The following is a 26,312-nucleotide window of genomic DNA, read 5'->3' as shown; positions in this document are numbered from 1 at the left end:
TAACCCCTAGCAGCTATGCTAGGGGTTTTTTCGTTGCGTGGTCGAAATCACAACTCATCAATAGTGCAACACCCGCCACCCGCCACCCGCCAACAGCTAACAGCTAACAGCTAACAGCCAACAGCTAACAGCTAACAGCTAACAGCCAACAGCCAACAGCCAACAGCCAACAGCTAATAGCCAATAGCCAATAGCCAATAGCCAAAATAACCAACAGCTAATAGCTAACAGCTAACAGCTAACAGCTAACAGCTAACAGCTAACAGCTAACAGCTAACAGCCAACAGCTAATAGCTAATAGCTAATAGCAGTAGCCAATGCTAATAGCCAATCTAATAACCAATACCGAACAACTAAATGCCGTCACTTCTCAATAGTATAAAAAATATCGCCGCCCTGAGCTTCGCCACTAGCAGTTGACTCAATTAAGATATTATCAGTTAAGAAATAACGAATCAGGAACGTATTGGTGTTTTCAAACAGTCCCACTCCGTACTTAACGTATAGCTTAGGTGATAGATATTTGCCTATGTAAAAGGAGGTGTCTTGAGGATTCATGGTCGAATCAATCCCAAATTCATCTAAGCCAAAGATCTCTTGTAATGGTTGACCAATAACCTCAGTACCTTTGGAGCCTAACATGATCAATGCCTGTAACTGCATATTATCACCGCTGCCACGGGTAGTTCCCGAGCCGCGGCCTAGTATCAAATAGGAAAGGACCTCGCTATCAGGCATTGCTGGTGTTGAGAACATTTGGAAGTCTGGTTCGGTTAGAGTTCCAGTAATTTGCGCTCCGACAGTCACATTTTCCGTAGACATGATGTTTTCTTTAGCCCTCACCACTCGCAAATCTAGGCCAGGATTATCAACAGAACCGCCATTGTAGATGAGAGAGCCTCGATCGATTTCTAAACGTTGCCCATAGAGCTCATAAAAACCCTCAGTGACACGCACACTACCACTGGCTGTTAGTGCTCGATTTGGTTGTTCAATGAGTCGCAAGCGACCTGCTAAATTACCCTCAAAACCGAACGCGCTTACGCTAATCTGTTCACTTAGATTGACCCGAATATCTGCATAAAGCGGATAAATGGAACTCTCATCGGTTACAACAGGCTTGCCATCCTTATATAATTTAATGTCTTCAGATGGGTTATCTATGCTTTCACCTAATTCCGGCTGCTCAATGTTTGCATAAGGAATGGTTACTTCGCCCTTCACGTCGATACGCTTATCGATAAGCGAAATGGTGATATTGGGAGAGACATCGACGGTAATTTCTGGTGTCTGAATGGTGCGAAATTTTTCGCCATCAATATCAATAGCTAAACGTTCGAGTTTGGGTTCAATTAAGCCACGGATGGTGATCCAGCCATCGCCTGAATAAGCTTGGCCATCTAGCAGAATATTATCAGGTTGTTGTTTGGCTGTTTGCGCATTAACCCGAACACCAGTTAACAAGAGTCCGCTTTCAGCAAAACCAATTTCATCGGCAGCAAGCTCGATTGAGCCGATTAATTCGGGTTTGGCTAGTGGTCCTGAAAACTCAATACTACCCAGTGCCGTGGCATTTTCATAACGTAAATCTGGTAAGAACCACTGCAACAAGGTTAAATCTTCTAGGCTTAATAAAACAGAGCCTGATAATTGTGGTGCATCCGCTAAGTTGGTTATTTCGGCATCGCCAATAAGAACACCCGCATCCTTGTTCAACTCTGCGGTGATCTCACTCGTGATTAAATCTAAATTACCTGCCCAACTTAATCCCCAAAATTTAAAACCTGTACTTACTTCTTCGTCTAGCGCAAAGAGAAAGGTTCGATCGCTACGGATATCACCTTCGGTGCGCACAATACTCCAACTGTTAGTATCAACAATCAGGCTCGCATCTGCGTCAACCAAACCCCATACGCGCTCGGCTACGTCAGCTTCACGAAAACGATTGAGCAAGGCTAGTGGTAGGCTACGTGCAGTTATAGTGGTCGTTTGTTGCTGATTGCTGTATGCGGTTTGTAAACAGATCTCGGCTGGTATGCGGGCATTAGATTGGAGACAGAGATCATCAGCTGTTAGAGCTACAGGCTGGGCCAAGGGAACTTCTAATTTGCCGTTCTTATTGGTTGCCCAATCACCAAAATCCGGATGTTTAATACTTAACTCAGCGATATCTAATACGACCGCTTGGTTAGTGTTTAATGCCGCTGAGGCCTTTAAGACTAAGTTTCCTTGTGCGTATGGACTATTTGATAATTCTGAGATATCAGGTACTTGAATATCGATAAGTAGCGGTTGGTCGCTGCGCATGGCACCATCTAGTTGCACTTTGTTTGAGCGCCATTGAAGATTGAATTGTTCAGCACGAACTCGGTTATTGCTAAAAGCTAAACCACCTTCTGCAGTAATTTGCTCCGTTAAACTCGCATCTATAAGTTGGCTATCTAAGGTAAACTGCTGGACATCAAGATGGCCTTCAACATTTTCCTTCCAATTCAGGCTGCCCGCAAGTAGTGCGTTAAAGTTTGGCGCAGTCAGGCTTAGGCTCTCAATGGCGAGATCATGAAGGCTACCAGTGCCATGGAGATGAGTAGAAACTGTTTCGGTTAAAGGGTGGGTAACATCGGCCGCTAGTTCATAGCTAAATTTACTGAGATTATCTTTAACCTTTAACGCCAGCTGCTTGATCAGGAAGTTTTGTTCAGTGTGCTCTATCGCTACGTTATCAATAGCTAAATCAACATTAAACTCAGTTTGATTTGGTTTTACCATGGCATCGAGATAATTAGATACAACACCTGTTGCATTGATGCTGCCACCAGCCATCTGCTTGGAAGCCGATTGGATGTCATTAATTTGGAGTTGATGTAGCTGCAACCGGGTTGGGTCGGCATCAAGGGTAGCGGATAGCTTGGCATCATTGAATGACGTTAACCAAGCAGCCGCTGCGCTATCTTCTAGTAACGGAAAGCCGAGGCTGAGAGGTAACTGGTTCAGAATTAACGAAGCCTGCCAAGAAAAATCAGTTAACAGCTGTTCTGCATGAATCGTCATTTGCTGCTCAGGTATTTGTTCGGCTTCAAAACGGGTCACCGCGTTTAGACTATTTAGGTTGCCGACTAATTCTGTACTTCCAGTAAGTTCGGTTAATGCTACTGCAGAGATAGGTAACTGTGATAATTGCCAAGTTGCGGTCACGGATGATTGATAGGGGGCAGTAGTATCAAGTTGGGCGTTCATGACAGCATCCATGTTGTCGTAGCTGATTTTTACCTCAGTTAGAGTTAAATCGTTTTGATGCCAGTTTAAAGCTAAGCTAACGTCAGGTAATGTTTCTAAACCTTCCGCTAATTGTATTTGAGTATTCTCAGTTCTGAATTGCTTAACTTGCAGCTCAAAGGGCAAGCTAATGTCAGGTAATTGCAGTGGTTGAGTTTCCTCTGTTGGCTCTGTTGTTGTGGCTTGATAACGTACGATCAGATCTGCTGTGATGATTTGGTTAATGACGAGCTGCTGGTCAATGAGTGCACTTGGCTGCCAGTTAAGTGCTACTTTCTTAGCACTGATTTGTAATGTTGGGCTTTGATAATCAACACCCGATAAGGTTAACTCTGAAAGTAAATCACCTTCAATTTTGGCTATGGTTAGGGGTTGCCCACTCCATTTAAGTGCCTGTGACAGCACTAAGTTCGAACCTTTGTTGGTTGCGACTAAACCATAGATAACGCTTGGCACTAGCACAAACAGAATAACTATGACCCAAGCAAGCAGTTTAACCCATCTCATAAATCAGGCCCCAGAGTAAAATGAATCCGCCATGGTGTGTCAGGTTCATCAATAGCATTAGCGATATCTAATCGCACTGGACCAATCGGAGAAACCCACCGAACTCCGATACCTACCGTTTGTTTTAGGCTCTCCTGCCAATCCCTCATACTGTTACCAAGATCAGTAAAGATAGCAACGCGCCAATTAGGTTGAAAAGCATAGTCTAGTTCAAGGCTATTAGCCGTCATGAAACGTCCACCAACGACCACTCCCTCTTCATTGAGAGGTCCTAGCTGTTGAAAGCCATAGCCGCGCACACTGTGGTCGCCACCTGAGAAGAAACGCAAGGTAGGCGGCAATAAGTCAAAATTGTCAGCTTCTAAGGCTCCCACTTCAGCGCGGGCAAGAACTCTCCATTTATCATTTAACCGATGCACCCATTTGCCACTTACTTTGAGACTAATAACATTCGTATCAGCAACGAGACTTTCATGGGCGCCACGCAGAAGAACTGAAATCCGGTAGCCATCGTCAATAATATTGCGACTGCCTTCAAGGGCGGTGCTCTCAATTAAACTCCATTCGATAGAGGGAATAAAGAAATTTGAGCGCTGCCGCGGCTCGTCACCAAAGGCGAAGTCTTCGCGCTGATAAGATAACTCGTAGGTTCGATGCCAGCGATCATAGTGACGAATATCACGTACCGAAGCTTTGGTGAGAGTTGAGCGCTGTTGCTCAAAGGAGCGATCTGAAACTTCTGCATTAAAGCTATAAGAGTCTCGGGCCGGATTACGACCGGGAATAATATAACTGATGTAGCCGGTGTTCTGTACTTCAGAGAGACGCACAACGCTACTTAGCTTATGCCCTCGATCATTTAACCACCGACGATCAAATCCAAGCGTTAAACGAGCCCCTGTGTCGGTACCGTAGCCCGGACCAATTTGATATCGGTCGCGCTTGTTTGGAGTCAGAGTGACCTCAATAGGTACTTGTTTATCACTCGCTTCTGACCATAACGGAGAAATTTCAACGGTATTAAAGTAATCACTAGCAGCTAGCCCTACTTGAAGGTCGAGCAGGTCTCGAGTATTGAAGCCACTGCCTTGTTGGTATTGGACAAATCTATCTAACAGCTCAGCGCCTATGGTGGTGCAGCAAAACAATGTATCGCCGAATAAATAGCGCGGGCCAGCGTTAAATTCTATGGTGAGGTCGGCGCCAAAGTTAGCGCTATCGACAGCTACCCCGCTGCGGCTAAAAAATGCGTCGTAATAACCGCGTTCGGCGGCGAGGTTACGTAATCTACTTTTAAACGCCTCATAGTCACGGTGGATAACAGGGTCACCGATGGTTGGGGCCAAATCACCGATTAATCGAGTAAAAGCAGCGTCTTGGTCCGCTTCACCAAGCAGTGTTACAGTTACGGTTTGATAGGTCGAAATCGGCCCCGCATTCACCTGGTAGCGCACCGTCCATTGCTGGTCTTCTTGGAGTAACTCGTAGCTGACTTGTGTTTGGTAATAGCCATAGGGCATCAGCGCTGTTTTCAGCTCTTGTTCTCCTTGGCGCATCAGGTAGCGCACTCTAAACACCGAGGGAACAGTTTGTTGATGGAGTGCATAAATAGCGAGATGGGCTTTTGCATTGGTCAACAGTTGATCGTCGAGGCCTTCAATAATGACCTGTAATTGAGGCCGTTCCTCGCTGGTTGCATCTTGTGGCGCAGCCAGCGACGCAGGTGCAATCAGCACTGAACTGAGAGCAAGCAAAGATAACCACAGACATACTACCGCACGAAAAATCATGAAAGCCCTTATGATCCCTATGTGGGGTTCAGTATATCACTGCTTTTTAAAAGGATTGATGAAAAAAGCTGCAACTAAACCTAAATCACGAATAAATCACTTGCCAGCGCAAGCGATGCCAGTATAATTCTGAGCCTAGCTGCAGGGGTGTAGTTCCAATTGGTAGAACAGCGGTCTCCAAAACCGACGGTTGGGGGTTCGAATCCCTCCACCCCTGCCACTTCCTTATTTTAATCGTTTAGGCTAATCTAAACGCATGACCAAGCACCAAGTTCCGCAATTTACTCAATCACAACAACAAGCGCTAGCTGCTCTTGGGTTACCTCTTTGGCGACAGCGAATCGAATCAGCTCCAGCAGTTCCCCAAGAGAAAGAGGCTGAGCCGGTTGCTCAGTACTTTTATAAAGTAGGCGCTTGGCTGATTGTTACTACTATGCCGATGCCAGTTACATTGCCCCAATGGCTCCGAGATTTATTTTCACTCTTTAGCAAAAATCCTGAAACAGAACTCACTGAATTATCAGCAGCCAGCGTGGTAAGTTGGCCTCACACCAAAAGGCTCAGTTTTACGGGCAGTGATCTAGTTCAGCCATCCCCAGCTACTAAGCAAACTACTTGGCAAACATTGCTTGCCAGTAAAGCTAGTAGCTAGCTCCTAAGTGGCATAATCGCTGTGATGTTGCAGATAGCCCCCCTTGATTGGCAGCCGGAGATTGTTGTGGTTGAACAACAAGCTCATGCGTTAGCTTGGTCGGAGCGTTTGTTGCAATCCTGTTTTGGCAGTGGTTATAAAAACTGGGGAGCGTGGGTAGATCAGCACTTGGCTGCTTTTCTGATTGTGCAAGAAGTGCTAGATGAATGGACTGTCATGAATATCGCAACTGCTGCTCGCTTTCAGCGCCAGGGCGTTGCAACGCAACTTATTCAGCACTTACAAAAGCAAGCCAGCCAGCAACAAGCAATTATTTGGTTAGAAGTTAGAGCATCTAACTTAGCTGCTATTCAACTCTATTTAAAGTGTGGTTTTGTCGAGCGCGGTAAACGCGCTCAATATTACCGCAATGCCGATGATACTCGAGAAGATGCGATTGTTATGAGTTGGCAGGCTTAACTTAAATCCGGACAGAATTTGGTTTTCAGTAACTGGATAAAGGCAAGCGTGTCAGGATCTTGAATAGAATAGTAAATCGTTTGGGCTTCTTTACGAAACTTCACCAATCCTTGCTCTCGTAATACCGCCAAGTGCTGTGAAAATGCCGAGGCACTTAGCGGGAAATGACGATTTAAATCACCTACACTGCGTTCACCGTTTGCTAAATGACATAAGATTTGCAAACGATGCTCGTTAGCTAACGATCTCAAAAAGCCAGCAGCCATATTCGCTTCATCTTGCTGTAGCTCAGTTATTTGCGTGTCGGTCATAAAAATATCTCTTAGTTACGGGTGGCAAGTTCTCGCTCTGTTTTCAGCTTAAACACTTTACGCATAAACATACCGGCAGGGCAAAAACCGGTAAAGGATTGTTGGAATAAGTTAGCACCAACAAACACAGTTAACCAGACCCAATTTGGATGAACCCAAACGGTTAGGGCTACAGATAATAACACCATAAAGCCAGCAAAGGCAGTCAAAGCTCGTTCAACGCTCATGATTCATTCCTCGTATGAAGTACATCTAAAAGTACTAATTTAGCTAACTACGAATTTAGTCTTGATTTAAGCAAAAGTCCAGTTTATTTCGTGAACGACTAAAATAAATCTGTTGGGCTTGGCTACTTGGATTCAAAGGCCGAAAAGAGTAAGCTTTAAGGCCATAAATAACGAAGAAATACCATGAAAAATACTAGCTCATCATTAGTAGCTATGGCGCAAAGCGCCGCCCAGCAAGCTTATGTGCCTTATAGTAAGTTTAAAGTAGGGGCTGTGTTGAGTTTTGCCAATGGTGCTACAGTAACTGGCTGTAACATTGAGAATGTCTCTTATGGCCTCACCAATTGTGCCGAGCGCACGGCTATTTTTAGTGCTATCGCACAAGGATTTGATCCTCGTCAAATTAGTTCGGTGGTGGTCTTTACACCAAGTGACCAAGTTTATTCGCCTTGTGGCGCCTGTCGTCAAGTGATGACAGAGTTTTTAGCTCCTGACACTAAAGTGATTTCAGCTTGCTATCAGGGCCAACGTGAATGGACTCTAGCTGAATTACTCCCAGACGCATTTCATTTTGATATTAACGAATATCGGGACTAACCCATGATGACAGCACAACAAGCAGCGCAACGTGGCATTGCGCTGATGGATTTAACGACGCTGAACAATAGCGATGATGTGGCAACCATTACTCGGTTGTGTGAGTCGGCTCGCACAGATTTTGGCCATCCTGCGGCTCTGTGTGTGTTTCCAGAATTGGTGGTGTGGACCAAACTAGAACTAGAACGGCTTGGTTTGACGGCAATCAAAGTAGCCACGGTAACCAACTTCCCTGAGGGGCACGCCAACGTTGAGCGTGCTGTTGCTGAAACCGAACGCGCAGTCGCAGTGGGTGCCGATGAGGTTGATGTGGTGTTTCCTTGGCGAGCGTTACAGGCAGGTGATAGTGATATAGGTTTTGCATTAGTGCAATCGGTAAAACGAGCGTGTGGCGAAGTGCCGCTAAAAGTTATTATAGAAAGCGGTGAGTTGAAAACTCCTGAACTAATCAAACAAGCTAGCGAGATTGCCATTGCAGCTGGAGCTGATTTTATTAAGACCTCGACTGGCAAGGTACCAGTGAACGCAACTCTAGAAGCAGCTGAAGTGATGTTAACAGCAATAAAAAACAGCGGTCAGCAGGTTGGTTTTAAGGCGGCCGGGGGCGTTCGTAGTGCCGCCGATGTTGCCGCCTATCTTACGCTAGCCGAACAGATCATGGGTGCCGACTGGGTTACCGCTGAGCATTTTCGTTTTGGTGCGAGCAGCTTGTTAGGCAATTTAGTTGGTACGTTAACGGGTGGTTCCAGCCCGGCGGAAATAAAGGGATATTAAATGTTTTTACCACAAGAGGTGATTCGCACCAAACGCGATGGACATGAACTAAGTAAAGAACAAATCGATTACTTTGTGCAAGGCTTAACTGCAGGTGATATTTCTGAAAGCCAAATCGCAGCATTAGCTATGGCTGTCTACTTTCAGGGCATGAGCGCAGATGAGAGCGTTGCCTTGACCCTAGCCATGCGGGATTCTGGAGATGTACTGCAATGGCACGATTTAGAACTAGGCGGCCCCATTTTAGATAAGCATTCTACGGGTGGGGTTGGTGATGTAGTCAGTTTGATGTTAGGGCCGATTATTGCTGCCTGTGGTGGCTATGTACCGATGATCTCAGGACGCGGTTTGGGCCACACAGGCGGTACCTTGGATAAAATGGATGCCATTCCAGGTTACCAAACCATGCCAGACCTGGCGTTATTTCGTCGGGTAGTTAAGGATACCGGTGTTGCTATCATTGGGCAGACTGGCGATTTAGCGCCGGCAGACAAACGTTTTTACGCTACCCGCGATATTACTGCAACAGTTGAATCTATTCCGTTAATCACAGCCTCTATTTTGTCGAAGAAGCTGGCTGCAGGATTAGATGGTTTGGTTTTGGATGTAAAAGTTGGTAACGGAGCCATGATGCCAACTGAAGCTGCCGCACAGGAGCTTGCTGAGAGTTTAGTTCGGGTAGCTAATGGCGCAGGTCTCAATACCTGCGCAATCTTAACGGATATGAATGAGATATTGGCTCACTCAGCCGGTAACTCGATTGAAGTCATTGAAGCTATTCGCTATTTAACCGGTGAATACCGAGCCCCTCGATTGCATGAAGTTACCGTAGCCTTATGTGCGAAAATGCTGCAGTTGGGTCAGCTTGCAACCTCGGCCGAAGAAGCGGTAGCAAAAGTTGAAGCTGTTTTGGCTTCCGGCGAAGCCGCTGAGCGTTTTGCGAAAATGGTACGGGCGTTAGGTGGACCCAATGACTTGCTAACTCAATATCAACAGCATTTGCCGTTAGCAGCTTTTGCTCGTCCGGTGTTAGCTGAGCGCACGGGTGTGGTGCAGGCAATTGATACGCGCGCAGTTGGTATGGCAGTCGTTGCCTTAGGTGGTGGCCGTCGTCGCAGTAGCGACCAGTTAGATTTTAGTGTTGGCTTGGATCAGATTATCGGACTTGGTGCAGCAGTAGACGCACAGCAACCGCTGGCGATGATTTATGCACGCAACGAGGATGACTGGCTGCAAGCGGCACAGCGAATCCGTGCTGCATACAAGATTGGCGATAAAGCTGCAGCAACCCATCCGGTCATTTATAAAACGATTGGTTAGGCTTGTTGTTGCGGGGATGGCAAGCAACTACGCCATAGCCCATTGATAATGCGAAGGAGAGACCCATGGCACGAGCCATTGTAATAGTTCTAGACTCATTTGGTATTGGTGCCGCCGCAGATGCCGATAAATTTGGTGATGTGGGTGCTGATACCTTTGGCCATATTGCAGAGCACGTGGCATTACAAGGTAAAGGGTTAGCTATTCCGAACCTAATGACATTAGGTTTGGGCGAAGCTTATTATGGAGCCACAGGTGAACAACCAGCTGGTATCTCTCCAGCCGCTGAAATCCTCGGTAAATTTGGGTGGGCGCAAGAGCTTTCATCGGGTAAAGATACCCCATCGGGACATTGGGAAATGGCAGGCGTACCTGTGCTGTTTGATTGGGGATATTTTCTGGACCAGCAAAACTCATTTCCAGCTGAACTACTAGAGCAACTGATTGAGCATGCTGAATTGCCCGGAATACTCGGCAATTGCCATGCTTCAGGTACCACTATCATTCAGAACTTGGGCGCTGAGCACATGCAATCGGGCAAGCCGATTGTCTATACTTCGGCTGATTCTGTGTTGCAAATAGCTGCACACGAGCAAAGCTTTGGCTTACAACGACTCTACCAAGTTTGTGAGCTTGCCCGAGAGTTACTAGAGCCTTATAACATCGGTCGAGTGATTGCTCGCCCCTTTACTGGCTCGGATGCGAGCAATTTCGTGCGTACCGGCAATCGGCGTGATTATGCCGTGCCACCGCCAGCCCCAACCGTACTAGATAAACTCTCGCAAGCAGGTGGCGAAGTGATCAGTATTGGCAAAATTGCCGATATTTTTGCCCATCAAGGGATTACGCAAAAATACAAAGCTACCGGAATTGAAGCCCTCATGGCAAAAACTCTGGAAGTAATGACAACAGCACCTGAACAAAGTCTTATTTTTACTAACTTGGTTGATTTTGATAGTGACTTTGGGCACCGCCGTAATCCGCAGGGTTATGCTCAAGCATTGGAATTGTTTGATCAATTATTGCCTCAGATCACTGCGCAAATGCAGCCAGACGATATACTCATCCTTACTGCGGACCACGGCTGCGATCCTACATGGCCGGGTTCAGACCATACTCGCGAATACGTCCCTGTGTTAGCATATGGCGCACAGCTCGCTCCCGGTTCAATCGGTCGTCGTGAAACCTTTGCCGATATTGGACAGTCGCTAGCTGAGCTGTTTGGATTAGAACCAATGGCTTATGGACGTTCGTTTTTAAAGGAATAGCTTAATCATGACAACCCCTCACATCAATGCAAAAGCAGGTGCTTTTGCGTCTACCTGTTTATTGCCTGGCGATCCTTTGCGAGCGCAATTTATTGCCGAGAACTTTTTCACTGATGCGAAACAAGTCTGTGATGTGCGCAACATGTTTGGTTACACAGGTACCTACAAAGGGCAAGCTGTATCCGTGATGGGTACAGGTATGGGGATCCCGTCTTGTAGTATTTATGCCACCGAGCTAATCCAGCATTATCAAGTTCAGCGCTTGGTACGGGTAGGAAGCTGCGGTGCTGTATTGCCTGAAGTGCAACTACGCGACATTATTTTGGCCCAAGGCGCAAGTACCGATTCAGCTGTTAATCGACAACGCTTTGGTGGCTACGATTACGCTGCGCTTGCTGATTTTGAATTACTGAGTAAGGTAGCCAGCTATGCTCAACAACATGGACAGAAGGTGCGAGTTGGCAATGTATTTTCTGCTGACTTATTTTACGGCGTGAATGATAACCTGACGGATTTACTAGCCCGCTACGGCATTCTTGGCGTGGAGATGGAGGCAGCTGGGCTCTATAGTGTTGCGGCAGCCCACGGTGCTCAAGCATTAACCGTACTGACCGTTTCAGACCATTTACAAACTCATCAGCAAATGTCATCGCAAGAACGGCAAACCGGCTTTGCGGATATGGTTGAGTTAACTCTTAATAGTCTTTTTAGCTAATGCAAAAACCATTTTTGCATTAGAAATATTAATTAATTATCCTTTTTTACCTCCCTCGATTAAGGTAGCTACCCTACAGTAGGTAGCTACCTGTTACTCCCTCATTTCACTCGAAAAACCGCGTCAATACGGTAACCTATAGTCATCTAATTTAGCACTCCCATTGAGGTGACAACATGAAAAACATGAATAAATTTAAATCAGGTGTACTTGCTAGCGGTTTAGCCGTAGTCGCACTTTTTAGTCAAGCCGCCGCCGCAGATGCTGGCGCTAGCGTTTATCAGAAAAATTGTGCTGCTTGCCATCAAGCCAACGGCACTGGTATGGCAGCAGTATTTCCCCCATTAGCAGGCAACTCAAATATCAAGGACAAAGGTCTCTACATTGCCGAGACTATTGTCAAAGGCAAATCAGGCAAATTGACTGTGAATGGCGCTGATTATAACGGCATGATGCCACCGATGGCTTATCTGAGTGATGCCGACATTGCTGCCGTGGTCAACTTCGTGAATAAGAAGTTTGCTGGTGGCTCAGAAGAAATTAGTGCAGATGCGGTTAAAGGCATTCGTTAAGAAATTTACCCTAGAAGGTTTGGAGAAGTCGTTATGAAAAAGCTCGTTTTATCTGCAATTGCTAGTGCCCTTGTTGTTGCTTGTGCTGGTGCACCTCAGTCTGGTTCTGCTGGATTAACTCTAAAACACGACAGCGAATATGTGATTGATGGCAAAATCTACGGTTTGCCTGAAGCAAAAGTTTATCGTGAAGATTACAACGGCCCTGCGGTGGTTGGTGATTACCTGACCATGGCGCCGAATTTGGCCAAGCTTGATTATGAAGGCAATAAAGAGCACGAAGTGCGAATGGATGTATTTTCGCAAAAAGTTGAAGTGGCTCCGGGTGTTAGTTACAACGCATGGACCTTTGGCGGCTCGGTTCCTGGTCCAGTTTTACACGTACGTGAAGGCGACCGTGTGGTTTTCAAAATGAAAAACCGTTCAGACGAAGAGGTGGTCATTACTGAGCCATTTAAAGGCCAATCACCTTACTTAAGCCAAATTCAAGCGTCAGAATTACAAAAGCATGAGGCCGTTATTGCGCCTATGCCACACTCTATGGATTTTCATAGCGGTACTGTCGCAGCAGAAGATAAGTGGCGTACCATTGCTCCGGGCGAAACTATCGAGTTTGAATGGATTGCAAACTATGCCGGTACTTATATGTATCACTGTGGTACTTCAAGCGTACTGATGCACACTGCAATGGGCCAGTACGGTGCGGTTGTGGTATCGCCAAAAGAAGGCTATCCAACTGATGCCGAAGTAGACCAAGAGTACGTGATTGTGCAGTCAGAAATGTATTTGTCGCAGATGGGTGATAGCTACATTTACGACCACGGTGCAGCGTTAGCTCGCGACCCAAGCCACGTTGTGTTTAACGGTCATGTGAGCTCGTTAAGCGAAAATCCATTGCGTGCTGATGAAGGTGACCGCGTCCGTATTCACTTCTTGAATGGCGGCCCATCTGGAACTTCAAGTTTTCACGTGATTGGCGCTATCTTTGACCAAGTTTGGGCCGAAGGTGATCCACGTAATACTTGGTATGGCATGCAAACTGTCTTGTTAGGTGCCAGCTCTAGCGCAACCATCGAGTTTATTGTGCCAGAAGAAGGGATCTACAAATTGGTAGATCACGAGTTTGCTGATGCTGAGCGCGGTGCTGCCGGTGCCTTAATCGCTGGCCCACGTAAAGCTAAGTAAAGCTAGCTAACCCAAATAAGGTTTGATTATGAAGTCTTTAGTAGGTGTTCTAGCCATTGCAGTAAGTGCTCAGGTTCTCGCTGAACCCGTGCTGGTAGAAGGTGGTCAATATGTTCCTGTAGTCGTCCTTGATAAGGAGCTTGAACAACTCACCATGCCTAACTTTATGCTCGATGCAGCACCTGTTACTCATGCTGAATATCAAACCTTTGTGTTGGCCCATCCGAAGTGGCGGCGGGATACCATTCCCGCCATCTTTCACGATGGTAACTACTTAAAAAGTTGGCAAACAGCAGATAGCCATGCTGTTGATGATGCTGACAAAGCAGTGACTCAAGTATCTTGGTTTGCTGCACGAGCTTATTGCAAAGCCCAGGGTGGCCGTTTACCAAGCCTAGAAGAATGGGAATATGCATCGGCACAATATCGGCAGCAACAAGGCTTAACGGATCATGAGTACGCTCGGATGTTGTTCTCATGGCATACCAACCCAACCACGTACGCTCAATTACCGTTAGACCCTGTGGCTGGTAAATTGAATCATATGCATGATCGCGTTAACGAATGGGTAGAAGATTTTCAGCTGTTACTCACTAACGGTGATGACAACGATGTATTGTCTGGCTCTTGTGGTGACAGTGCTAGATTTATGGCTGACTTTGGCGAAGCCAGTTATGCCACCTTTTTTAGATATCAGTCGCGCAGTAATTATCGAGCGCAAAGTACTACTAGCACCTTAGGTTTTCGCTGTGCTTACGATGTGGAGTAACTCTTATGAACGCCATGATTAAATTATTAGCAGGTATTGGAGTTGCAGGTTTGTTGGCTAGTGGAGCTTTGGCTCAAGACCATAACCATCATCATAATCACGCTAACCATACTACCCTAGGGGCAGCGGAAGTACGCCAAGATGACTCCATTTATCACCTTGATGCAAACTGGCAAGCCCATACTGGACAGGAGCTGACGCTGGCTCAATTGCAAGGGCAGCCGGTCGTTATTTCGATGATATATGGCAGCTGTACCACCGCATGTCCGGTGTTAGTAAATGATGCACGAAGGGTCTATGAGGCCTTACCCGCAGCGTATCAGCCTTATGTGAAGCTGGTGATGGTGAGCTTTGATGAAGATCGAGATACTCCGGCAGCGCTTGCTGAATATGCGGCCAAATACAATCTTGGGGACGACACTTGGTTGTTCTTACACGGCGAGGATAGTGATATCCGGGCGATGGCAACCATGTTAGGGGTGCGTTATCGTAAGCGTCCCGATGGTGACTTTGACCATAGTAACTTAGTTACTGTGTTAGATACCCAAGGACGCATCGTACAGCGCACTGAGGGACTCAATCGGCCGGTCGATGATGCCGTGAAAGCTCTCATGAAAGTGATAGATGATAACCACTTAATGCATCACTAATTCTTGTATTCTGTTGTTCTAGCGCATGTTGTAGCTGTTTGCGTCACCTTAGTGGTGGCGCTTTTTTTGTATTCCTTCTATCGCCCTAGCCTTCAAGTTTTACTCCAAAAGGCACATAGCGACAACACAGTACAAAAGCCCACTGAGACTAAATGGCAAGCATTGATTGTTTAAACAAGCAAGATCAGCGAAAATAGCAGCTATTGACGATCAACCCGATGGATTAACCAGTACCAGCACATTGCGTGCTTGCAAACTGGTGTGCAAATCTGCGTACAAACTAAAAGAATTTATACATGGCAAACCAAGCTTTCCTTAATGAAATCAAAAAGCGTCGCACTTTTGCGATCATCTCTCACCCTGATGCAGGTAAAACAACCATTACCGAAAAAGTCTTGTTGCACGGGCAGAAACTGCAAAAGGCCGGTACCGTAAAAGGTAAAAAGTCGGGCCAACATGCAAAATCTGACTGGATGGAGATGGAAAAAGAACGGGGTATCTCGGTAACGACCTCGGTGATGCAATTTCCTTATCGTGAAGCCTTGGTGAATTTGTTAGACACGCCAGGACACGAAGATTTCTCGGAAGATACCTACCGTACTTTAACCGCGGTAGATTCATGCTTAATGGTTATCGATGGCGCCAAAGGGGTAGAAGATCGCACCATAAAATTAATGGAAGTAACACGCTTGCGTGATACGCCGATCATTACTTTTATGAACAAGCTCGACCGTGACATTCGCGATCCGGTGGAGTTGTTAGACGAAGTAGAAAACGTCTTAAACATTATGTGTGCTCCTATCACTTGGCCGATAGGTTCGGGCAAGAATTTTAAGGGGGTGTATAACCTCCTAAAAGACGAAGTGATTCTGTATAAGTCGGGGCAAGGCCACAAGATTCAGGATAAAGATGTCATTCAAGGTCTAGATAACCCTGAACTTGACCAGCGGATCGGTAACTACGCTGATGACTTGCGGCTGGAAATTGAGCTGGTTAAAGGTGCGTCCAACGCATTTGATAAAGAACTCTTTTTAGCTGGTGAATTAACGCCCGTTTATTTTGGTACGGCGTTGGGTAACTTTGGCGTGGATCACATGCTCGACGGTTTGGTGGAGTGGGCACCTAGTCCACTAGCTCGTGATACCGATACTGGCGTTGAGGTGAGTGCAAGTCAGCCTGAGTTTTCGGGTTTTGTCTTTAAAATTCAAGCGAATATGGATCCGAAGCATCGCGATCGTGTGGCTTTTATGCGGATTGTGTCTGGTAAGTACGAAAAAGGCATGAAGATGCACCAAGTACGCCTCGGTAAAGATGTGCGTATCGCCGATGCATTGACCTTTTTGGCGGGCGATCGTGAACAAGTAGAAGAGGCCTATCCAGGCGATATTATTGGCTTGCATAACCATGGCACGATTCAAATTGGGGATACCTTTACCGGCGGCGAAAAATTTAAGTTCAGTGGCATTCCGAACTTTGCGCCAGAGCTATTCCGTCGTATTCGTTTAAAAGATCCGCTTAAGCAAAAGCAGCTTTTAAAAGGCTTGGTACAGCTTTCTGAAGAAGGTGCTGTGCAAGTATTTCGACCGCTGATTAACAATGACTTAATTGTTGGTGCGGTAGGGGTGCTGCAGTTTGATGTGGTGGTACACCGGCTAAAATCAGAATATAACGTTGATGCTGTGTACGAAAACATTAACGTCGCCACGGCGCGGTGGGTGCACTCAACTGATGCACGCAAGTTAGATGAATTTCGCCGCAAGGCTGAAGCAAACTTGGCTCTAGATGGCGGTGACAATCTTACTTATATAGCGCCTACTATGGTGAACTTGAGTTTGGCCACAGAGCGCTATCCTGATATCACCTTCAGCCATACCCGCGAGCATTAAATTGCTAGGGTGAGTAAGCACCGTAAGGAGTCGAGATGGCCAAGCTTAGATTTTGTGACAGCCATTGCCATCTCGATTTCGCTGAGTTTGCGGCCGATAGACAAGAGGTCGTAGCACGTGCCTCAGCCGCCGGAGTAGAGGCAATCATAGTGCCAGGGGTGGCACGCCAAGCAGCGGCTGATGTGTGGTTACAGCAATGCCAAGGTGTCACCATTTATCGGGGCGTTGGGCTACATCCTTATTTTATTGCTCAACATCAATTAGCCGATCTAGCTTGGGTTGAGCAACAACTGCAACAACATCCAGCATGGGTGATCGGTGAAGTTGGCTTAGATAAAACTTGCACTAATTATCCCGAGCAACAACAACTCTTTATTGGACAGCTAGAACTAGCTGCTCAGTATCAGCGCCCCCTGTTAATTCATCATCGTCAAAGCCAAGCGGACTTGCTTCAACTCATCAAACCGTTAGCCTCTCAATTACCGGCGTACCCAGGTATCTTGCATGCTTTTAGTGGTAGCCTTCAGCAAGCCGAACAGTGGCTGGCGCTAGGCTTTAAACTAGGGGTCGGTGGGGTGATAAGTTATCCCCGAGCACAGAAAACAAGAGCGACTGTGGCTGCCTTACCGTTAGATAGTTTGGTGTTAGAAACAGATGCGCCTAGCATGCCGTTACAAGGGTTTCAGGGCCAACGTAACGAGCCAGCGCAGATTGCACGGGTTTTAACCGAGCTACAGGGGTTGCGTACTGAGTCTGTGGCAGAGCTAGCTGCGGCTACGTGGGATAACAGCATGGCTATCGTTGCTAATTTAGGTTAAGCAACGCTATGGGGTTGCCGGTGTGGTAACGGTGCGGCGCCAACGATTGAAGGTGGTTGCTAACAAAACTCCAGCTAGAATGGCAAAGGCCAGTAAAAACTGACCATAAAAGCTTAAATATGAGTGGGTATTTAACGGTTGCTCTAATAATAACGCTTCATCGATAACCAGAGTTAGATAGCCATAAATAGTGTCACCATCTGAGATCTCTTCAACCAAGATGAAAGCTTGTTGCAAGGCATCACTATCAGCTTGAAAATGAGATTGAGTAAGCTCTTCGCCATATCTGTTTTGAACACTAGCAGCCGCGATAAAAGGTTGTTGCTGTAATTGGTTCACTAGTGCGTCAAGATGCTCAGGTTGGTCGTTAGCTAGCCACTGCTGCGCAGAAAAAGCCGCTTGGCGTGCTGTCGTTTGCATTAATTGGTGGCTGTGGCTTTGAAACTCTTGCAGGCTGGTGGTGTGCATGGTGCCCCAGAACTGCTCAATGAGAATGACTAATAGCACAGCTAGCCCCAATCGGCGCAAGCGGCGATAGACAAGTTGGAAACTGCTGATAACATGGCTAGGTAACTTTGACATGGTGCAAATATACGTTGTCTCACTGATTTGGTGCAAGCAAAGTTGATGCTTTTCTTGTACTCCAGCAGCTAACTGAAAAGGACAAGATGTTCATGATTGATTTGCATAAACCCGGATTAGTGTTGTTTGACATGGACTCAACGCTAATTACCATCGAATGCATCGACGAGATCGCTGAGCTAGCTGGCTACCGGCACCTGGTAGAACAGATCACTGCTGCGGCAATGCGTGGTGAGTTAGATTTTGCCGCCAGTTTAAGACAACGAATGCAGTTATTAAAAGGAGTTGCACAAGCTGATTTTCAGCAATTATTTGAGCCGATTCCTTGGAGCCAAGGAGCCGTTGAGTTACTAACTTGGTTTCGGCAACTCGGCTGGAAAACCGCAGTAGTATCTGGCGGTTTTACCTGGTTTGCTGAGCAATTACAGCAGCAGGCGCCGTTAGATATCGTGATTGCTAATCAATTAATTTGGGATGGTGATAGACTGACCGGTGACGTTGCAGAGCCCATTATAGATGCGCAAGCGAAAGCCGCCGCAGTCACCCAGTTGGCACAGCAGTTTGGTATCGCTATGGAACAAACCATCGCGGTTGGAGACGGCTCTAACGACAGTCTCATGTTGCAGCAAGCGGCCCTTGGCATAGCCTATTGTGCTAAGCCGGCATTGCAAGCCGTCGCTGATGTGGTCATTAACGAGCCCAATCTTAGCGCGATAAAAGCTCACTTAACGCAGCAGAGCACAAGCAACTAATAAGCTTATTAAAGATTAACCCAAGGATAGTTATGGCAAAGGCAAAAACGGCATATGTTTGTAATGATTGTGGTGCCGATTATGTACGTTGGCTAGGTCAATGTACTGAATGCAAAGCGTGGAATACCATCACCGAAGTACGTATAGGGACGGCTAAAACGGCCGCGGTTGAGCGTCGCGGTTACGCTGGTGCAACGCTCGCTAAAGTACAGACATTGAACGAAGTCGATCTTGAAGAGCTGCCGCGCTTTAGTAGCACCTTTAAAGAATTCGATCGGGTTCTTGGTGGTGGCATTGTGCCAGGCTCGGCCATTTTGATTGGGGGGTCGCCAGGTGCAGGTAAGAGTACATTGTTACTGCAAACCATGTGTCAATTGGCAGAGGTGATGCCAACCTTGTATGTAACTGGAGAAGAATCGTTACAACAGGTCGCGTTGCGCGCCCAGCGTTTAAATCTACCCACCGATAAACTGCGCATGTTAGCGGAAACATCCGTTGAAACCATTTGTGATTTAGCCGACAAAGAACAACCCCGAGTGATGGTCATTGACTCTATTCAGGTGATGCACTTGGCTGACATTCAGTCTGCTCCTGGGAGTGTATCCCAAGTACGTGAGTGTGCCGCCTATCTTACTCGCTATGCCAAGCTCAAAGGGGTAGCCATATTGATGGTCGGGCATGTGACTAAAGATGGTTCTTTAGCTGGCCCCAAAGTATTAGAACACTGTATTGATTGCTCTATTTTGCTAGAAGGTAGCGCAGATTCTCGCTTTCGTACCTTGCGTGGACATAAAAATCGCTTTGGCCCAGCCAATGAATTAGGGGTATTTGCCATGACCGGGCAAGGCCTGAAAGAAGTGACTAATCCGTCTGCGATATTTTTGCAGCGCGCTGAAGAGCATGGCAGTGGTTCAGCTGTGATGGTGATTTGGGAGGGTACTCGTCCGCTATTGGTGGAACTGCAAGCGCTAGTTGATGCAACTCAGTTGGCAAACCCACGCCGCGTCGCAGTGGGCATGGAAACCACTCGTTTAGCCATGTTGTTGGCCGTATTACACCGTCACGGTGGTTTACACATGTCCGATCAGGATGTGTTCGTCAACGTGGTTGGTGGTGTTCGAGTCACCGAGACAGGTGCTGATTTGGCGCTACTATTAGCGATTGTATCTAGTTTTCGTGAGCAGCCGCTGCCGCGTGATGTGATTATTTTTGGTGAGGTGGGTCTATCGGGCGAAATCAGACCCGTGCAAAATGGCTTGGCGCGTTTGAATGAAGCTGCCAAACATGGTTTTACCAAGGCTATTGTTCCTTATGGTAACCGTCCTAAAGAGGCGATTGCTGGGATGCAGGTCACCGCGGTGAAAACCTTGCAAGAGGCATTGGATACCTTGTGATTGCACGACTCACGTTAGTCAGTATCGTCATCGGTTGGCTTAGCTTAACCACGGTGCAGGCTAAGCCAGTAACTGTGGTTTCGCTTAACCCATGTTTTGATACTTGGTTACCGCAGTGGTTACCAAATGACTGGGAAATAATTCCAACCACGGCACATGGCAATCGATTGGAACAGGTTCTACTGGCACAGCCAGACTATGTGGTTTATGGCACTTTTACTCGTGCTCGCTTAGTTAACCAGTTAGCTAGGCATACGCAGATGGTGTTGGTGGAACAGCCGCAAACGTGGGCGCAGTGGCAGCGAACCGTAGCAGAAGCAGCAACAGTGATGGCTATTGCAGAGCGGGGTCAAGCCTGGTTAGAGCAGCAGCAAGACCAACTTAGCCAACTTCCCAACATGGAACAATCGGTACTCGTGTTGATGCCCAATCAGTACGCTTGGGGGGGCGCTAGTTGGTTGGCGCAACTTTTTGCTAAACAACAGATCCGATGGATAAGCCTGCATCAAGACCTGGTGCTATATCAGCTTAATCTCGAACAATTACTAAAATTAAATCCGGAGCTTATTGTACTCGAAGGCTTTGCTAAGCCTTACGCTCGGGCAAACGATTGGTTGTGGCATAGTGCTCTAACCCCTTGGTTGCAGCAACGGCAGGTTCGTAGCATTCCTACCGCGGTGTCTGGATGCCCTGCAACGCGGGCAGTTGATTATTTGCAAGCCGTCGTAGGTGAGCCATGAGGGTAAAACTATGGTTAGTGCTATGCCTTGCCAGCTTACTCATTGGCTTAGGCTATTTAGGCAGTGGTGTTGATGGTTGGCGGTTACTCCCAGAAAACGCACTAGAGTCAGCTATTTTATTTGAGATAAGACTCCCGCGCCTAGTGCTTGCTGGATTAAACGGCATGGCGTTAGGGATGGCTGGCGCAGTGCTGCAATTACAATTAAAAAACCCATTAGCAGAACCGGGTATAACAGGTATCGCTGGTGGAGCAGGTTTAGCTACTGTGGTGGCACTTTATTGGGGTGGATTAACACCGATAGCTTGGAGTTTGCCCTTAGTGGGAATGTTAGGTGGCGCTCTTAGCTTAATATTGTTGTGGCTGTTAAGTCGTGGCCAAATGTTTGGCTTGCACCTGATTTTGGCAGGCGTAGCTCTAGCTTCGTTAACGGGTGCACTTATGGCTGTGGTGCTTAATTTGGCGCCAAATCCGTTTGCGTTTCAAGAATGGGCTTTGTGGTTGATGGGGTCAGTAGCTAATCGCGGTTGGTCGCATGTGTGGTTGATGGCGCCGAGTTTAGTCCTTGCGTTGTTGTTATTGCTAAGTCAGCGGCGTTTTCTCAGCGCCCAAATTTTTGATGATGCCACCATCGCAACCTTGGGTTTTCAGTTAGGCTGGAACCGTTTTTTGATTTTCGCTGCGGTTACTTTACTGGTATCGGCATCGGTGGTTACCGCTGGTATTATTGGCTTTGTTGGTTTGTTAGCCCCCCATGCAGCTCGGTTGCTAGGGCAACATCAACCACTACCCATGATCTTGCTGAGTGCTTTGTTAGGGGCGTGGTTGTTGATGCTAATGGACTGGCTAGTGCGGCTTATACCTACGCCAGTTGAGTTACAGCTGGGCGTGGTAGTGTCGTTAATTGGAGCTCCATGGCTACTGATATTATTGTACCGACAACATGCAGCAAAGTACTAAAATACATCTTGATAAGGTTGGCTAAAGTAGCATGCTAGAAGTCTCAGGTTTAAGTTTAGAAAGCAGGCTCACGAACGTTAATCTGCGCTTATCGGCAGGGCAAATGGTAGGGGTGATTGGTGCTAATGGCGCCGGTAAATCAACCTTACTGAAATTACTGGCTGGTTTGCTCACACCAAGTTCTGGTGGGAGTGTATGGCAGCAAATAGATTTGCATCACATCAATCCTAGCCAACGGCGTCAGCAACTTGCCTACATTGCTCAGCAAACCCTTGTTAATGAAGCTGTGACAGTTGCCTATGCTCTGCAAGTGAGCCAAGTTAATCTGGCCCAAACCAAGTCTCAGTTACGTCATTACCGACAGCAAACGAGTGCAGAGTTTGGTTTAACCGAGCTGTTACAACGCCCAGTAACTGAGTTATCTGGCGGCGAACTGAAGCGAGTTCAATTGGCCTGTGGTCTGATTGGGCAGCAGCCTTTAATTCTAGCTGATGAACCCATTGCTAGCTTAGATCTAAGGTATCAACTAGAAACCCTCATGCTACTTAAGCAGCGCGCGGACAATGGTGCTTTGGTGTTAGTGGCACTTCATGATCTGGCGTTAGCGGCGCGCTTTTGTCAACAATTGGTGTTGCTGCATCAGGGCCAGCTGTTGGCGGTTGGTGAGCCAGCTGAGGTGTTGTCGAAGTCACTATTGCAACAGGCTTATCAGGTTGAAGTTGAGTGGGTTTGCCATCAACACGGGGTAGCCATGCTACCCCGACTGTTAACTGATTAATGTTCGGCCGCCCACTGGTCGATAATACGCCAAGGTTTGGTAGGGGATAAAGTGGTGCTGGTGGTACTCGAGCTGGTTGGGTTGGTGGCACAGGTACCGGTTTCAATATGTTGATTAACCGCCCGTAGCATTGGGTCGTTGGCATGCCCCCAATCGCCGGTGAGGCTATCCGGTGCGCTACAATCTGCGGCGATACCATTAAAGTAACGACCCTCGCCGAGCGCATTCACAATCTCAAAATTGACCACGAAGGTTCGCTTATCACAAATCCGTTGCGGTATTTGGCCAACGGGTTTGCCGCAGGTTCTGGCTCCTATCACCACCACCTCGACAAACGGCTCCAAGGCATTGATGATCAGCTCTGAAGAAGAACAGCTTTGCGCCGTAGTTAGTACATACACACGTTCTAAATCAAGCTGTTGAACGCCATCATACATTTGAAAGAGTTCGGTAAAATTTTGCTCACTATTGTCTGCGTTAAATAGGTAATCGCCAAACACTTCACCAATGACGTTATTACCGGCAGCCTGCGTGGCGGCCTGATTAGCATATCTGGTTAAGCCTCCGCCGTTATAGCGAACGTCTATGACGAGTTCATCAACCCCTTGTAACTCATTGTATGCTTGATTTAGATCGTCACCAGTGCGGTTGATAAAGGTATTAAGCACATAATAGCCCACCGTTTTGTCGCCGACGCTGTAACTGCTGGTAGCTAAGACGGTGTTCGTTTCTACCTCGGTTTTAGTCAGCACATCGGTATAGATATCACCAGCGACAGTACGCCACGTTAGGGTTGCAGCTACTCCATCGTCATCATCACCGAGCGCTTCTTGATAGCGCCCTTGGGCAAGTAATAACTGCACTGACTCACCATTTATGTGAGTGATTTCGTCGGAACGTTTGATTCCAGCCAGAGCCGCCGGCGAATCTTGATAGACATAATTGACAAATACCCGAGCGGTGGTGGTAACTCGTGTAGCAAAGCCAAAACCAATGTAGGCGGCGTTCACGTAGCGGTCTTGATATTGCTGTTCAGTGGTAATGAATGAGTACCGATCCTCGCTGACGGTAATGGCATCTAAGAGTTCGTAAATATCAGCGTAGTTATCAGGATCGATAGAATCAGCGAGCTCGGCATTCCAAAAATACTGCTCGTACATGTAATCGAGAAATTGTTGCTTCTCATCACTAACCGAACACTGCCCAACAATCGCAGTGGCGTCATCGTTGTTGCTATCACTGCCGCCACAGCCGCTGAGACTAAGAGTGGTGATAGCTGCCAATACCCAAAATCGTGTCATGTTGTGATCCTAACCTTGCTTGTTCTAGCTATTATGGTGGTTGTTTCAACAATTATCATCGCCACAGTTGTTTGCCTAGTGACGCCTGCTATGAAATTTGGCACACTGCTGGCTGTTCATCAAGTAAGAGATGTATATATGACCGCAGTAATGATTGATTTGGCCGGCCCAGAGCTCAGCGCAGAAGAGCGTGATATCTTGGGACATCCCGCTGTTGGCGGGGTTATCTATTTTACGCGAAACTTTGTAGAACAAGATCAACTACAAGAGTTAATCAGACAAACTCGTGCAGCGGCTCGTAATCCACTGATTCTAGCGGTTGATCATGAAGGTGGTCGAGTACAAAGGTTTCGCCAAGGTTTTTCTGCGATTCCACCGATGGCGGATATTTTGCGCAGTAACTCAAGTCAAGTTCAGGCCTTAGCTCATGCTCAAGAACTGGCTTGGCTAATGGCCTCCGAAGTACTAGCGATGGACATAGATATCAGTTTTGCTCCGGTATTAGATGTTAACGGAATAAGTCAGGTGATTGGTGATCGGGCTTTTGCAGCCCATGCGGATGCCATCGTTCCTATCGCCAGAGCCTTCATTAAAGGCATGCATCAAGCAGGCATGAAGGCTACCGGTAAGCACTTTCCTGGCCACGGTTCAGTATTGGCCGACTCGCATATTGATATTCCAGTTGATGAGCGTAGTTGGGAAGAAATAAAAGCAACCGATCTACCGCCATTCATTGAATTAGCCAATTGTTTAGATGCAATAATGCCAGCTCATGTTATTTACCCTGCAGTAGATGATAAACCCGCTGGGTTCTCCCAATATTGGTTACAGGATATACTGCGGGCGCAACTGCAGTTTAGTGGGGTGATCTTCAGCGATGATTTAGCCATGGCTGGCGCCACTGTTGCTGGGACTATGGCCGAACGAGCCCATGCTGCTCTAGATGCTGGTTGCGACATGGTGTTAGCCTGTAATGATCGAGCTGGTGCTATTAGCGTAATCGAGGCGGTAGAGCCGCTGTTGGAGCAACGCTCAAGACAAGCGACTCGTTGTTACGAATTGCTTGCCAAAGCTGCGGCGATGCCAATGAAAACTCTGCAAAATCACCCACGCTGGCATGCTGCTCAAAAAATTCTAGCCCATTATCACAACGACCAATAGTTAAGCAGCAGCCAAGCCGTAAAGGTAGAATGTTGGCAAGTGAACAAGCGTTATCCGAGCGGCGCTGTTAACTTGCCAAGTAGTAAGCAAGTTACTCGTAGGGGAGCGGATCCACCTGATGATTGGCGGCAAAAGCTTCGAGACGTTCAACACAAGCACCGCACTTACCACAAGCTTTATCGCGACCGTTGTAGCAAGTCCAAGTCTGGCTGTAATCTAAGCTCATACTAATACCATCGGCTAAAATAGCGGCTTTGTCTTGATGTAAATAAGGAACCTCGATACGAATTGGTTCATAGTTAGCAATCAAACTAACCTCATTCATTTTTTCTACGAACTCAGGACGACAATCAGGGTAAATAAAATGATCACCCGAATGAGCGCCGTAATAAACAGCTTCGGCTTCTAATGAGACAGCGTAACCAATCGCTAGCGATAGCAAAATCATATTGCGATTAGGCACCACGGTTGATTTCATACTTTGTGCTTCGTAGTGTCCTTCAGGAATAGCGATATCCGAGGTGAGTGAGCTGCCTGCCAAGAGTTGATTGATTGCGGTAATATCAACAACCTTATGATTAACATTTAATTGTTGGCAGACCTGGGCTGCTACTTCAAGTTCTTTGACGTGACGCTGACCGTAATTGAAGGATAAGGCATACACCTCATGACCATGCGCTAGCGCATGATGTAATACCGTGAACGAATCCATCCCGCCAGAATAGATCACCACAACTTTTGCCATCAATAGATCCCTTTTCGGTTGGTTTGCGATACAATTTATCGCTGCGGTTGGTTAACTAGATAGACCCCGTAGCCACTCTTTAGTAAAGAGTAATGGTCGTTTTGCGTAGGGCCTATTGTAGCGT

General features: G+C 47.0%; 26 protein-coding genes and 1 tRNA gene. 20 read left to right on the top strand and 7 right to left on the bottom strand.

Going from position 1 to position 26,312, the window contains the following annotated elements; translation table 11 throughout:
- Window positions 1–363 precede the first annotated feature (363 nt).
- Window positions 364–3,783 (bottom strand): translocation/assembly module TamB domain-containing protein, encoded by a 3,420-nt coding sequence (locus tag ACQ661_RS10885; protein ID WP_431668323.1) that lies wholly within the window; start codon window positions 3,781–3,783, stop codon window positions 364–366.
- On the bottom strand, window positions 3,780–5,573 hold the full coding sequence (locus tag ACQ661_RS10880; protein ID WP_431668322.1) for an autotransporter assembly complex protein TamA: 1,794 nt from the start codon (window positions 5,571–5,573) through the stop codon (window positions 3,780–3,782). The genes ACQ661_RS10885 and ACQ661_RS10880 overlap by 4 nt, the downstream gene beginning before the upstream one ends.
- 143 nt (window positions 5,574–5,716) lie before the next feature.
- Here ACQ661_RS10880 and ACQ661_RS10875 point away from each other — a divergent pair.
- The 3 genes from ACQ661_RS10875 (at window position 5,717) to rimI (ending at window position 6,684) form a co-directional block, all read left to right on the top strand.
- Window positions 5,717–5,793 (top strand) — tRNA-Trp (locus ACQ661_RS10875).
- A gap of 36 nt (window positions 5,794–5,829) precedes the next feature.
- Window positions 5,830–6,225: a hypothetical protein gene (locus ACQ661_RS10870; protein ID WP_153826325.1), complete on the top strand. Its 396-nt coding sequence runs from the start codon at window positions 5,830–5,832 to the stop codon at window positions 6,223–6,225.
- A 24-nt stretch (window positions 6,226–6,249) separates the two neighbouring features.
- Complete coding sequence (gene rimI / locus ACQ661_RS10865; RefSeq protein ID WP_228759487.1) at window positions 6,250–6,684, top strand: ribosomal protein S18-alanine N-acetyltransferase; 435 nt, start codon at window positions 6,250–6,252, stop codon at window positions 6,682–6,684.
- Here rimI and ACQ661_RS10860 read toward each other — a convergent pair.
- Both ACQ661_RS10860 and ACQ661_RS10855 read right to left on the bottom strand, forming a co-directional pair.
- On the bottom strand, window positions 6,681–6,995 hold the full coding sequence (locus ACQ661_RS10860; protein ID WP_153826327.1) for an ArsR/SmtB family transcription factor: 315 nt from the start codon (window positions 6,993–6,995) through the stop codon (window positions 6,681–6,683). The genes rimI and ACQ661_RS10860 overlap by 4 nt on opposite strands.
- An 11-nt stretch (window positions 6,996–7,006) precedes the next feature.
- A complete protein-coding gene (locus ACQ661_RS10855; protein ID WP_431668321.1) occupies window positions 7,007–7,222 on the bottom strand; it encodes a YgaP family membrane protein in 216 nt (71 codons plus the stop codon).
- Between the two features lie 183 nt (window positions 7,223–7,405).
- On the opposite strand from ACQ661_RS10855, the gene ACQ661_RS10850 reads away from it, so the two are divergent.
- The 11 genes from ACQ661_RS10850 to ACQ661_RS10800 all read left to right on the top strand — a co-directional run bounded on the left by ACQ661_RS10850 (window position 7,406) and on the right by ACQ661_RS10800 (window position 17,776).
- Entirely contained in the window at window positions 7,406–7,819 is a 414-nt protein-coding gene (locus ACQ661_RS10850; protein WP_153826328.1) for a cytidine deaminase, read from the top strand.
- A gap of 3 nt (window positions 7,820–7,822) precedes the next feature.
- On the top strand, window positions 7,823–8,593 hold the full coding sequence (deoC, locus tag ACQ661_RS10845) for a deoxyribose-phosphate aldolase (RefSeq protein WP_431668320.1): 771 nt from the start codon (window positions 7,823–7,825) through the stop codon (window positions 8,591–8,593).
- On the top strand, window positions 8,594–9,913 hold the full coding sequence (deoA, locus tag ACQ661_RS10840) for a thymidine phosphorylase (protein WP_153826330.1): 1,320 nt from the start codon (window positions 8,594–8,596) through the stop codon (window positions 9,911–9,913).
- 65 nt (window positions 9,914–9,978) lie between these two features.
- Window positions 9,979–11,181, top strand: a complete 1,203-nt coding sequence (locus ACQ661_RS10835) for a phosphopentomutase (protein WP_431668319.1) — start codon at window positions 9,979–9,981, stop codon at window positions 11,179–11,181.
- Window positions 11,182–11,188: 7 nt separating this feature from the next.
- The gene (deoD, locus tag ACQ661_RS10830) at window positions 11,189–11,896 is read left to right on the top strand and encodes a purine-nucleoside phosphorylase (RefSeq protein WP_431668318.1); all 708 of its coding nucleotides are present in this window, start codon (window positions 11,189–11,191) and stop codon (window positions 11,894–11,896) included.
- A 176-nt stretch (window positions 11,897–12,072) separates the two neighbouring features.
- Entirely contained in the window at window positions 12,073–12,468 is a 396-nt protein-coding gene (locus ACQ661_RS10825) for a c-type cytochrome (protein WP_153826332.1), read from the top strand.
- Window positions 12,469–12,501: 33 nt separating this feature from the next.
- Window positions 12,502–13,653: a multicopper oxidase domain-containing protein gene (locus ACQ661_RS10820; RefSeq protein ID WP_431668317.1), complete on the top strand. Its 1,152-nt coding sequence runs from the start codon at window positions 12,502–12,504 to the stop codon at window positions 13,651–13,653.
- A gap of 28 nt (window positions 13,654–13,681) precedes the next feature.
- On the top strand, window positions 13,682–14,422 hold the full coding sequence (locus ACQ661_RS10815) for a formylglycine-generating enzyme family protein (RefSeq protein WP_431668316.1): 741 nt from the start codon (window positions 13,682–13,684) through the stop codon (window positions 14,420–14,422).
- 5 nt (window positions 14,423–14,427) lie between these two features.
- Window positions 14,428–15,072, top strand: coding sequence for an SCO family protein (locus tag ACQ661_RS10810; RefSeq protein ID WP_313933353.1), 645 nt, complete (start codon window positions 14,428–14,430; stop codon window positions 15,070–15,072).
- A gap of 296 nt (window positions 15,073–15,368) precedes the next feature.
- The gene (gene prfC, locus ACQ661_RS10805; protein WP_431668315.1) at window positions 15,369–16,958 is read left to right on the top strand and encodes a peptide chain release factor 3; all 1,590 of its coding nucleotides are present in this window, start codon (window positions 15,369–15,371) and stop codon (window positions 16,956–16,958) included.
- A 35-nt stretch (window positions 16,959–16,993) separates the two neighbouring features.
- Window positions 16,994–17,776, top strand: coding sequence for a TatD family hydrolase (locus ACQ661_RS10800; RefSeq protein WP_431668314.1), 783 nt, complete (start codon window positions 16,994–16,996; stop codon window positions 17,774–17,776).
- Between the two features lie 6 nt (window positions 17,777–17,782).
- On the opposite strand, the gene ACQ661_RS10795 is transcribed toward ACQ661_RS10800, so the two are convergent.
- Window positions 17,783–18,358 (bottom strand): AhpA/YtjB family protein, encoded by a 576-nt coding sequence (locus tag ACQ661_RS10795; RefSeq protein WP_153826342.1) that lies wholly within the window; start codon window positions 18,356–18,358, stop codon window positions 17,783–17,785.
- A 92-nt stretch (window positions 18,359–18,450) separates the two neighbouring features.
- Here ACQ661_RS10795 and serB point away from each other — a divergent pair, with 92 nt between their 5' ends.
- From serB to ACQ661_RS10770, 5 genes are read left to right on the top strand one after another with little or no spacing between them, the layout of a single operon-like run.
- Window positions 18,451–19,110 (top strand): phosphoserine phosphatase SerB, encoded by a 660-nt coding sequence (gene serB / locus ACQ661_RS10790; RefSeq protein WP_431668313.1) that lies wholly within the window; start codon window positions 18,451–18,453, stop codon window positions 19,108–19,110.
- 32 nt (window positions 19,111–19,142) lie between these two features.
- A complete protein-coding gene (gene radA, locus ACQ661_RS10785) occupies window positions 19,143–20,504 on the top strand; it encodes a DNA repair protein RadA (protein ID WP_153826344.1) in 1,362 nt (453 codons plus the stop codon).
- On the top strand, window positions 20,501–21,244 hold the full coding sequence (locus tag ACQ661_RS10780; RefSeq protein WP_313933303.1) for a hypothetical protein: 744 nt from the start codon (window positions 20,501–20,503) through the stop codon (window positions 21,242–21,244). The genes radA and ACQ661_RS10780 overlap by 4 nt, the downstream gene beginning before the upstream one ends.
- Window positions 21,241–22,203: a FecCD family ABC transporter permease gene (locus ACQ661_RS10775; RefSeq protein WP_431668312.1), complete on the top strand. Its 963-nt coding sequence runs from the start codon at window positions 21,241–21,243 to the stop codon at window positions 22,201–22,203. The genes ACQ661_RS10780 and ACQ661_RS10775 overlap by 4 nt, the downstream gene beginning before the upstream one ends.
- 31 nt (window positions 22,204–22,234) lie before the next feature.
- Complete coding sequence (locus tag ACQ661_RS10770) at window positions 22,235–22,981, top strand: ABC transporter ATP-binding protein (RefSeq protein ID WP_369742570.1); 747 nt, start codon at window positions 22,235–22,237, stop codon at window positions 22,979–22,981.
- On the opposite strand, the gene ACQ661_RS10765 is transcribed toward ACQ661_RS10770, so the two are convergent.
- Window positions 22,978–24,282, bottom strand: coding sequence for a S41 family peptidase (locus tag ACQ661_RS10765; RefSeq protein ID WP_431668311.1), 1,305 nt, complete (start codon window positions 24,280–24,282; stop codon window positions 22,978–22,980). The genes ACQ661_RS10770 and ACQ661_RS10765 overlap by 4 nt on opposite strands.
- Window positions 24,283–24,420: 138 nt before the next feature.
- Here ACQ661_RS10765 and nagZ point away from each other — a divergent pair, with 138 nt between their 5' ends.
- Entirely contained in the window at window positions 24,421–25,443 is a 1,023-nt protein-coding gene (gene nagZ, locus ACQ661_RS10760) for a beta-N-acetylhexosaminidase (protein ID WP_431668310.1), read from the top strand.
- 91 nt (window positions 25,444–25,534) lie between these two features.
- Here nagZ and queC read toward each other — a convergent pair whose 3' ends face one another.
- Window positions 25,535–26,191 carry a 7-cyano-7-deazaguanine synthase QueC gene (gene queC, locus ACQ661_RS10755; protein ID WP_153826350.1) on the bottom strand — a complete coding sequence of 219 codons (657 nt, stop codon included), beginning with the start codon at window positions 26,189–26,191 and terminating at the stop codon, window positions 25,535–25,537.
- Between the last annotated feature and the right edge of the window lie 121 nt (window positions 26,192–26,312).

This window comes from Pseudidiomarina sp. WS423 (assembly GCF_050750165.1).
Lineage (GTDB): Bacteria > Pseudomonadota > Gammaproteobacteria > Enterobacterales > Alteromonadaceae > Pseudidiomarina > Pseudidiomarina fusca.
The sequence above is the reverse complement of the archived record's forward strand: the minus strand, read 5'-3'. Positions and strand labels throughout refer to the sequence as shown.

Coding starts and splice junctions, on each gene's coding strand:
- ACQ661_RS10775 (WP_431668312.1), top strand. CDS start 21,241: ATGAGGGTAAAACTATGGTTAGTGCTATGCCTTGCCAGCTTACTCATT.
- ACQ661_RS10835 (WP_431668319.1), top strand. CDS start 9,979: ATGGCACGAGCCATTGTAATAGTTCTAGACTCATTTGGTATTGGTGCC.
- deoD (WP_431668318.1), top strand. CDS start 11,189: ATGACAACCCCTCACATCAATGCAAAAGCAGGTGCTTTTGCGTCTACC.
- ACQ661_RS10815 (WP_431668316.1), top strand. CDS start 13,682: ATGAAGTCTTTAGTAGGTGTTCTAGCCATTGCAGTAAGTGCTCAGGTT.
- deoA (WP_153826330.1), top strand. CDS start 8,594: ATGTTTTTACCACAAGAGGTGATTCGCACCAAACGCGATGGACATGAA.
- radA (WP_153826344.1), top strand. CDS start 19,143: ATGGCAAAGGCAAAAACGGCATATGTTTGTAATGATTGTGGTGCCGAT.
- ACQ661_RS10820 (WP_431668317.1), top strand. CDS start 12,502: ATGAAAAAGCTCGTTTTATCTGCAATTGCTAGTGCCCTTGTTGTTGCT.
- ACQ661_RS10795 (WP_153826342.1), bottom strand. CDS start 18,358: ATGTCAAAGTTACCTAGCCATGTTATCAGCAGTTTCCAACTTGTCTAT.
- ACQ661_RS10860 (WP_153826327.1), bottom strand. CDS start 6,995: ATGACCGACACGCAAATAACTGAGCTACAGCAAGATGAAGCGAATATG.
- prfC (WP_431668315.1), top strand. CDS start 15,369: ATGGCAAACCAAGCTTTCCTTAATGAAATCAAAAAGCGTCGCACTTTT.
- ACQ661_RS10770 (WP_369742570.1), top strand. CDS start 22,235: ATGCTAGAAGTCTCAGGTTTAAGTTTAGAAAGCAGGCTCACGAACGTT.
- ACQ661_RS10850 (WP_153826328.1), top strand. CDS start 7,406: ATGAAAAATACTAGCTCATCATTAGTAGCTATGGCGCAAAGCGCCGCC.
- ACQ661_RS10870 (WP_153826325.1), top strand. CDS start 5,830: ATGACCAAGCACCAAGTTCCGCAATTTACTCAATCACAACAACAAGCG.
- nagZ (WP_431668310.1), top strand. CDS start 24,421: ATGACCGCAGTAATGATTGATTTGGCCGGCCCAGAGCTCAGCGCAGAA.
- ACQ661_RS10765 (WP_431668311.1), bottom strand. CDS start 24,282: ATGACACGATTTTGGGTATTGGCAGCTATCACCACTCTTAGTCTCAGC.
- ACQ661_RS10810 (WP_313933353.1), top strand. CDS start 14,428: ATGAACGCCATGATTAAATTATTAGCAGGTATTGGAGTTGCAGGTTTG.
- ACQ661_RS10855 (WP_431668321.1), bottom strand. CDS start 7,222: ATGAGCGTTGAACGAGCTTTGACTGCCTTTGCTGGCTTTATGGTGTTA.
- rimI (WP_228759487.1), top strand. CDS start 6,250: ATGTTGCAGATAGCCCCCCTTGATTGGCAGCCGGAGATTGTTGTGGTT.
- ACQ661_RS10880 (WP_431668322.1), bottom strand. CDS start 5,573: ATGATTTTTCGTGCGGTAGTATGTCTGTGGTTATCTTTGCTTGCTCTC.
- ACQ661_RS10825 (WP_153826332.1), top strand. CDS start 12,073: ATGAAAAACATGAATAAATTTAAATCAGGTGTACTTGCTAGCGGTTTA.
- ACQ661_RS10800 (WP_431668314.1), top strand. CDS start 16,994: ATGGCCAAGCTTAGATTTTGTGACAGCCATTGCCATCTCGATTTCGCT.
- serB (WP_431668313.1), top strand. CDS start 18,451: ATGATTGATTTGCATAAACCCGGATTAGTGTTGTTTGACATGGACTCA.
- deoC (WP_431668320.1), top strand. CDS start 7,823: ATGATGACAGCACAACAAGCAGCGCAACGTGGCATTGCGCTGATGGAT.
- ACQ661_RS10885 (WP_431668323.1), bottom strand. CDS start 3,783: ATGAGATGGGTTAAACTGCTTGCTTGGGTCATAGTTATTCTGTTTGTG.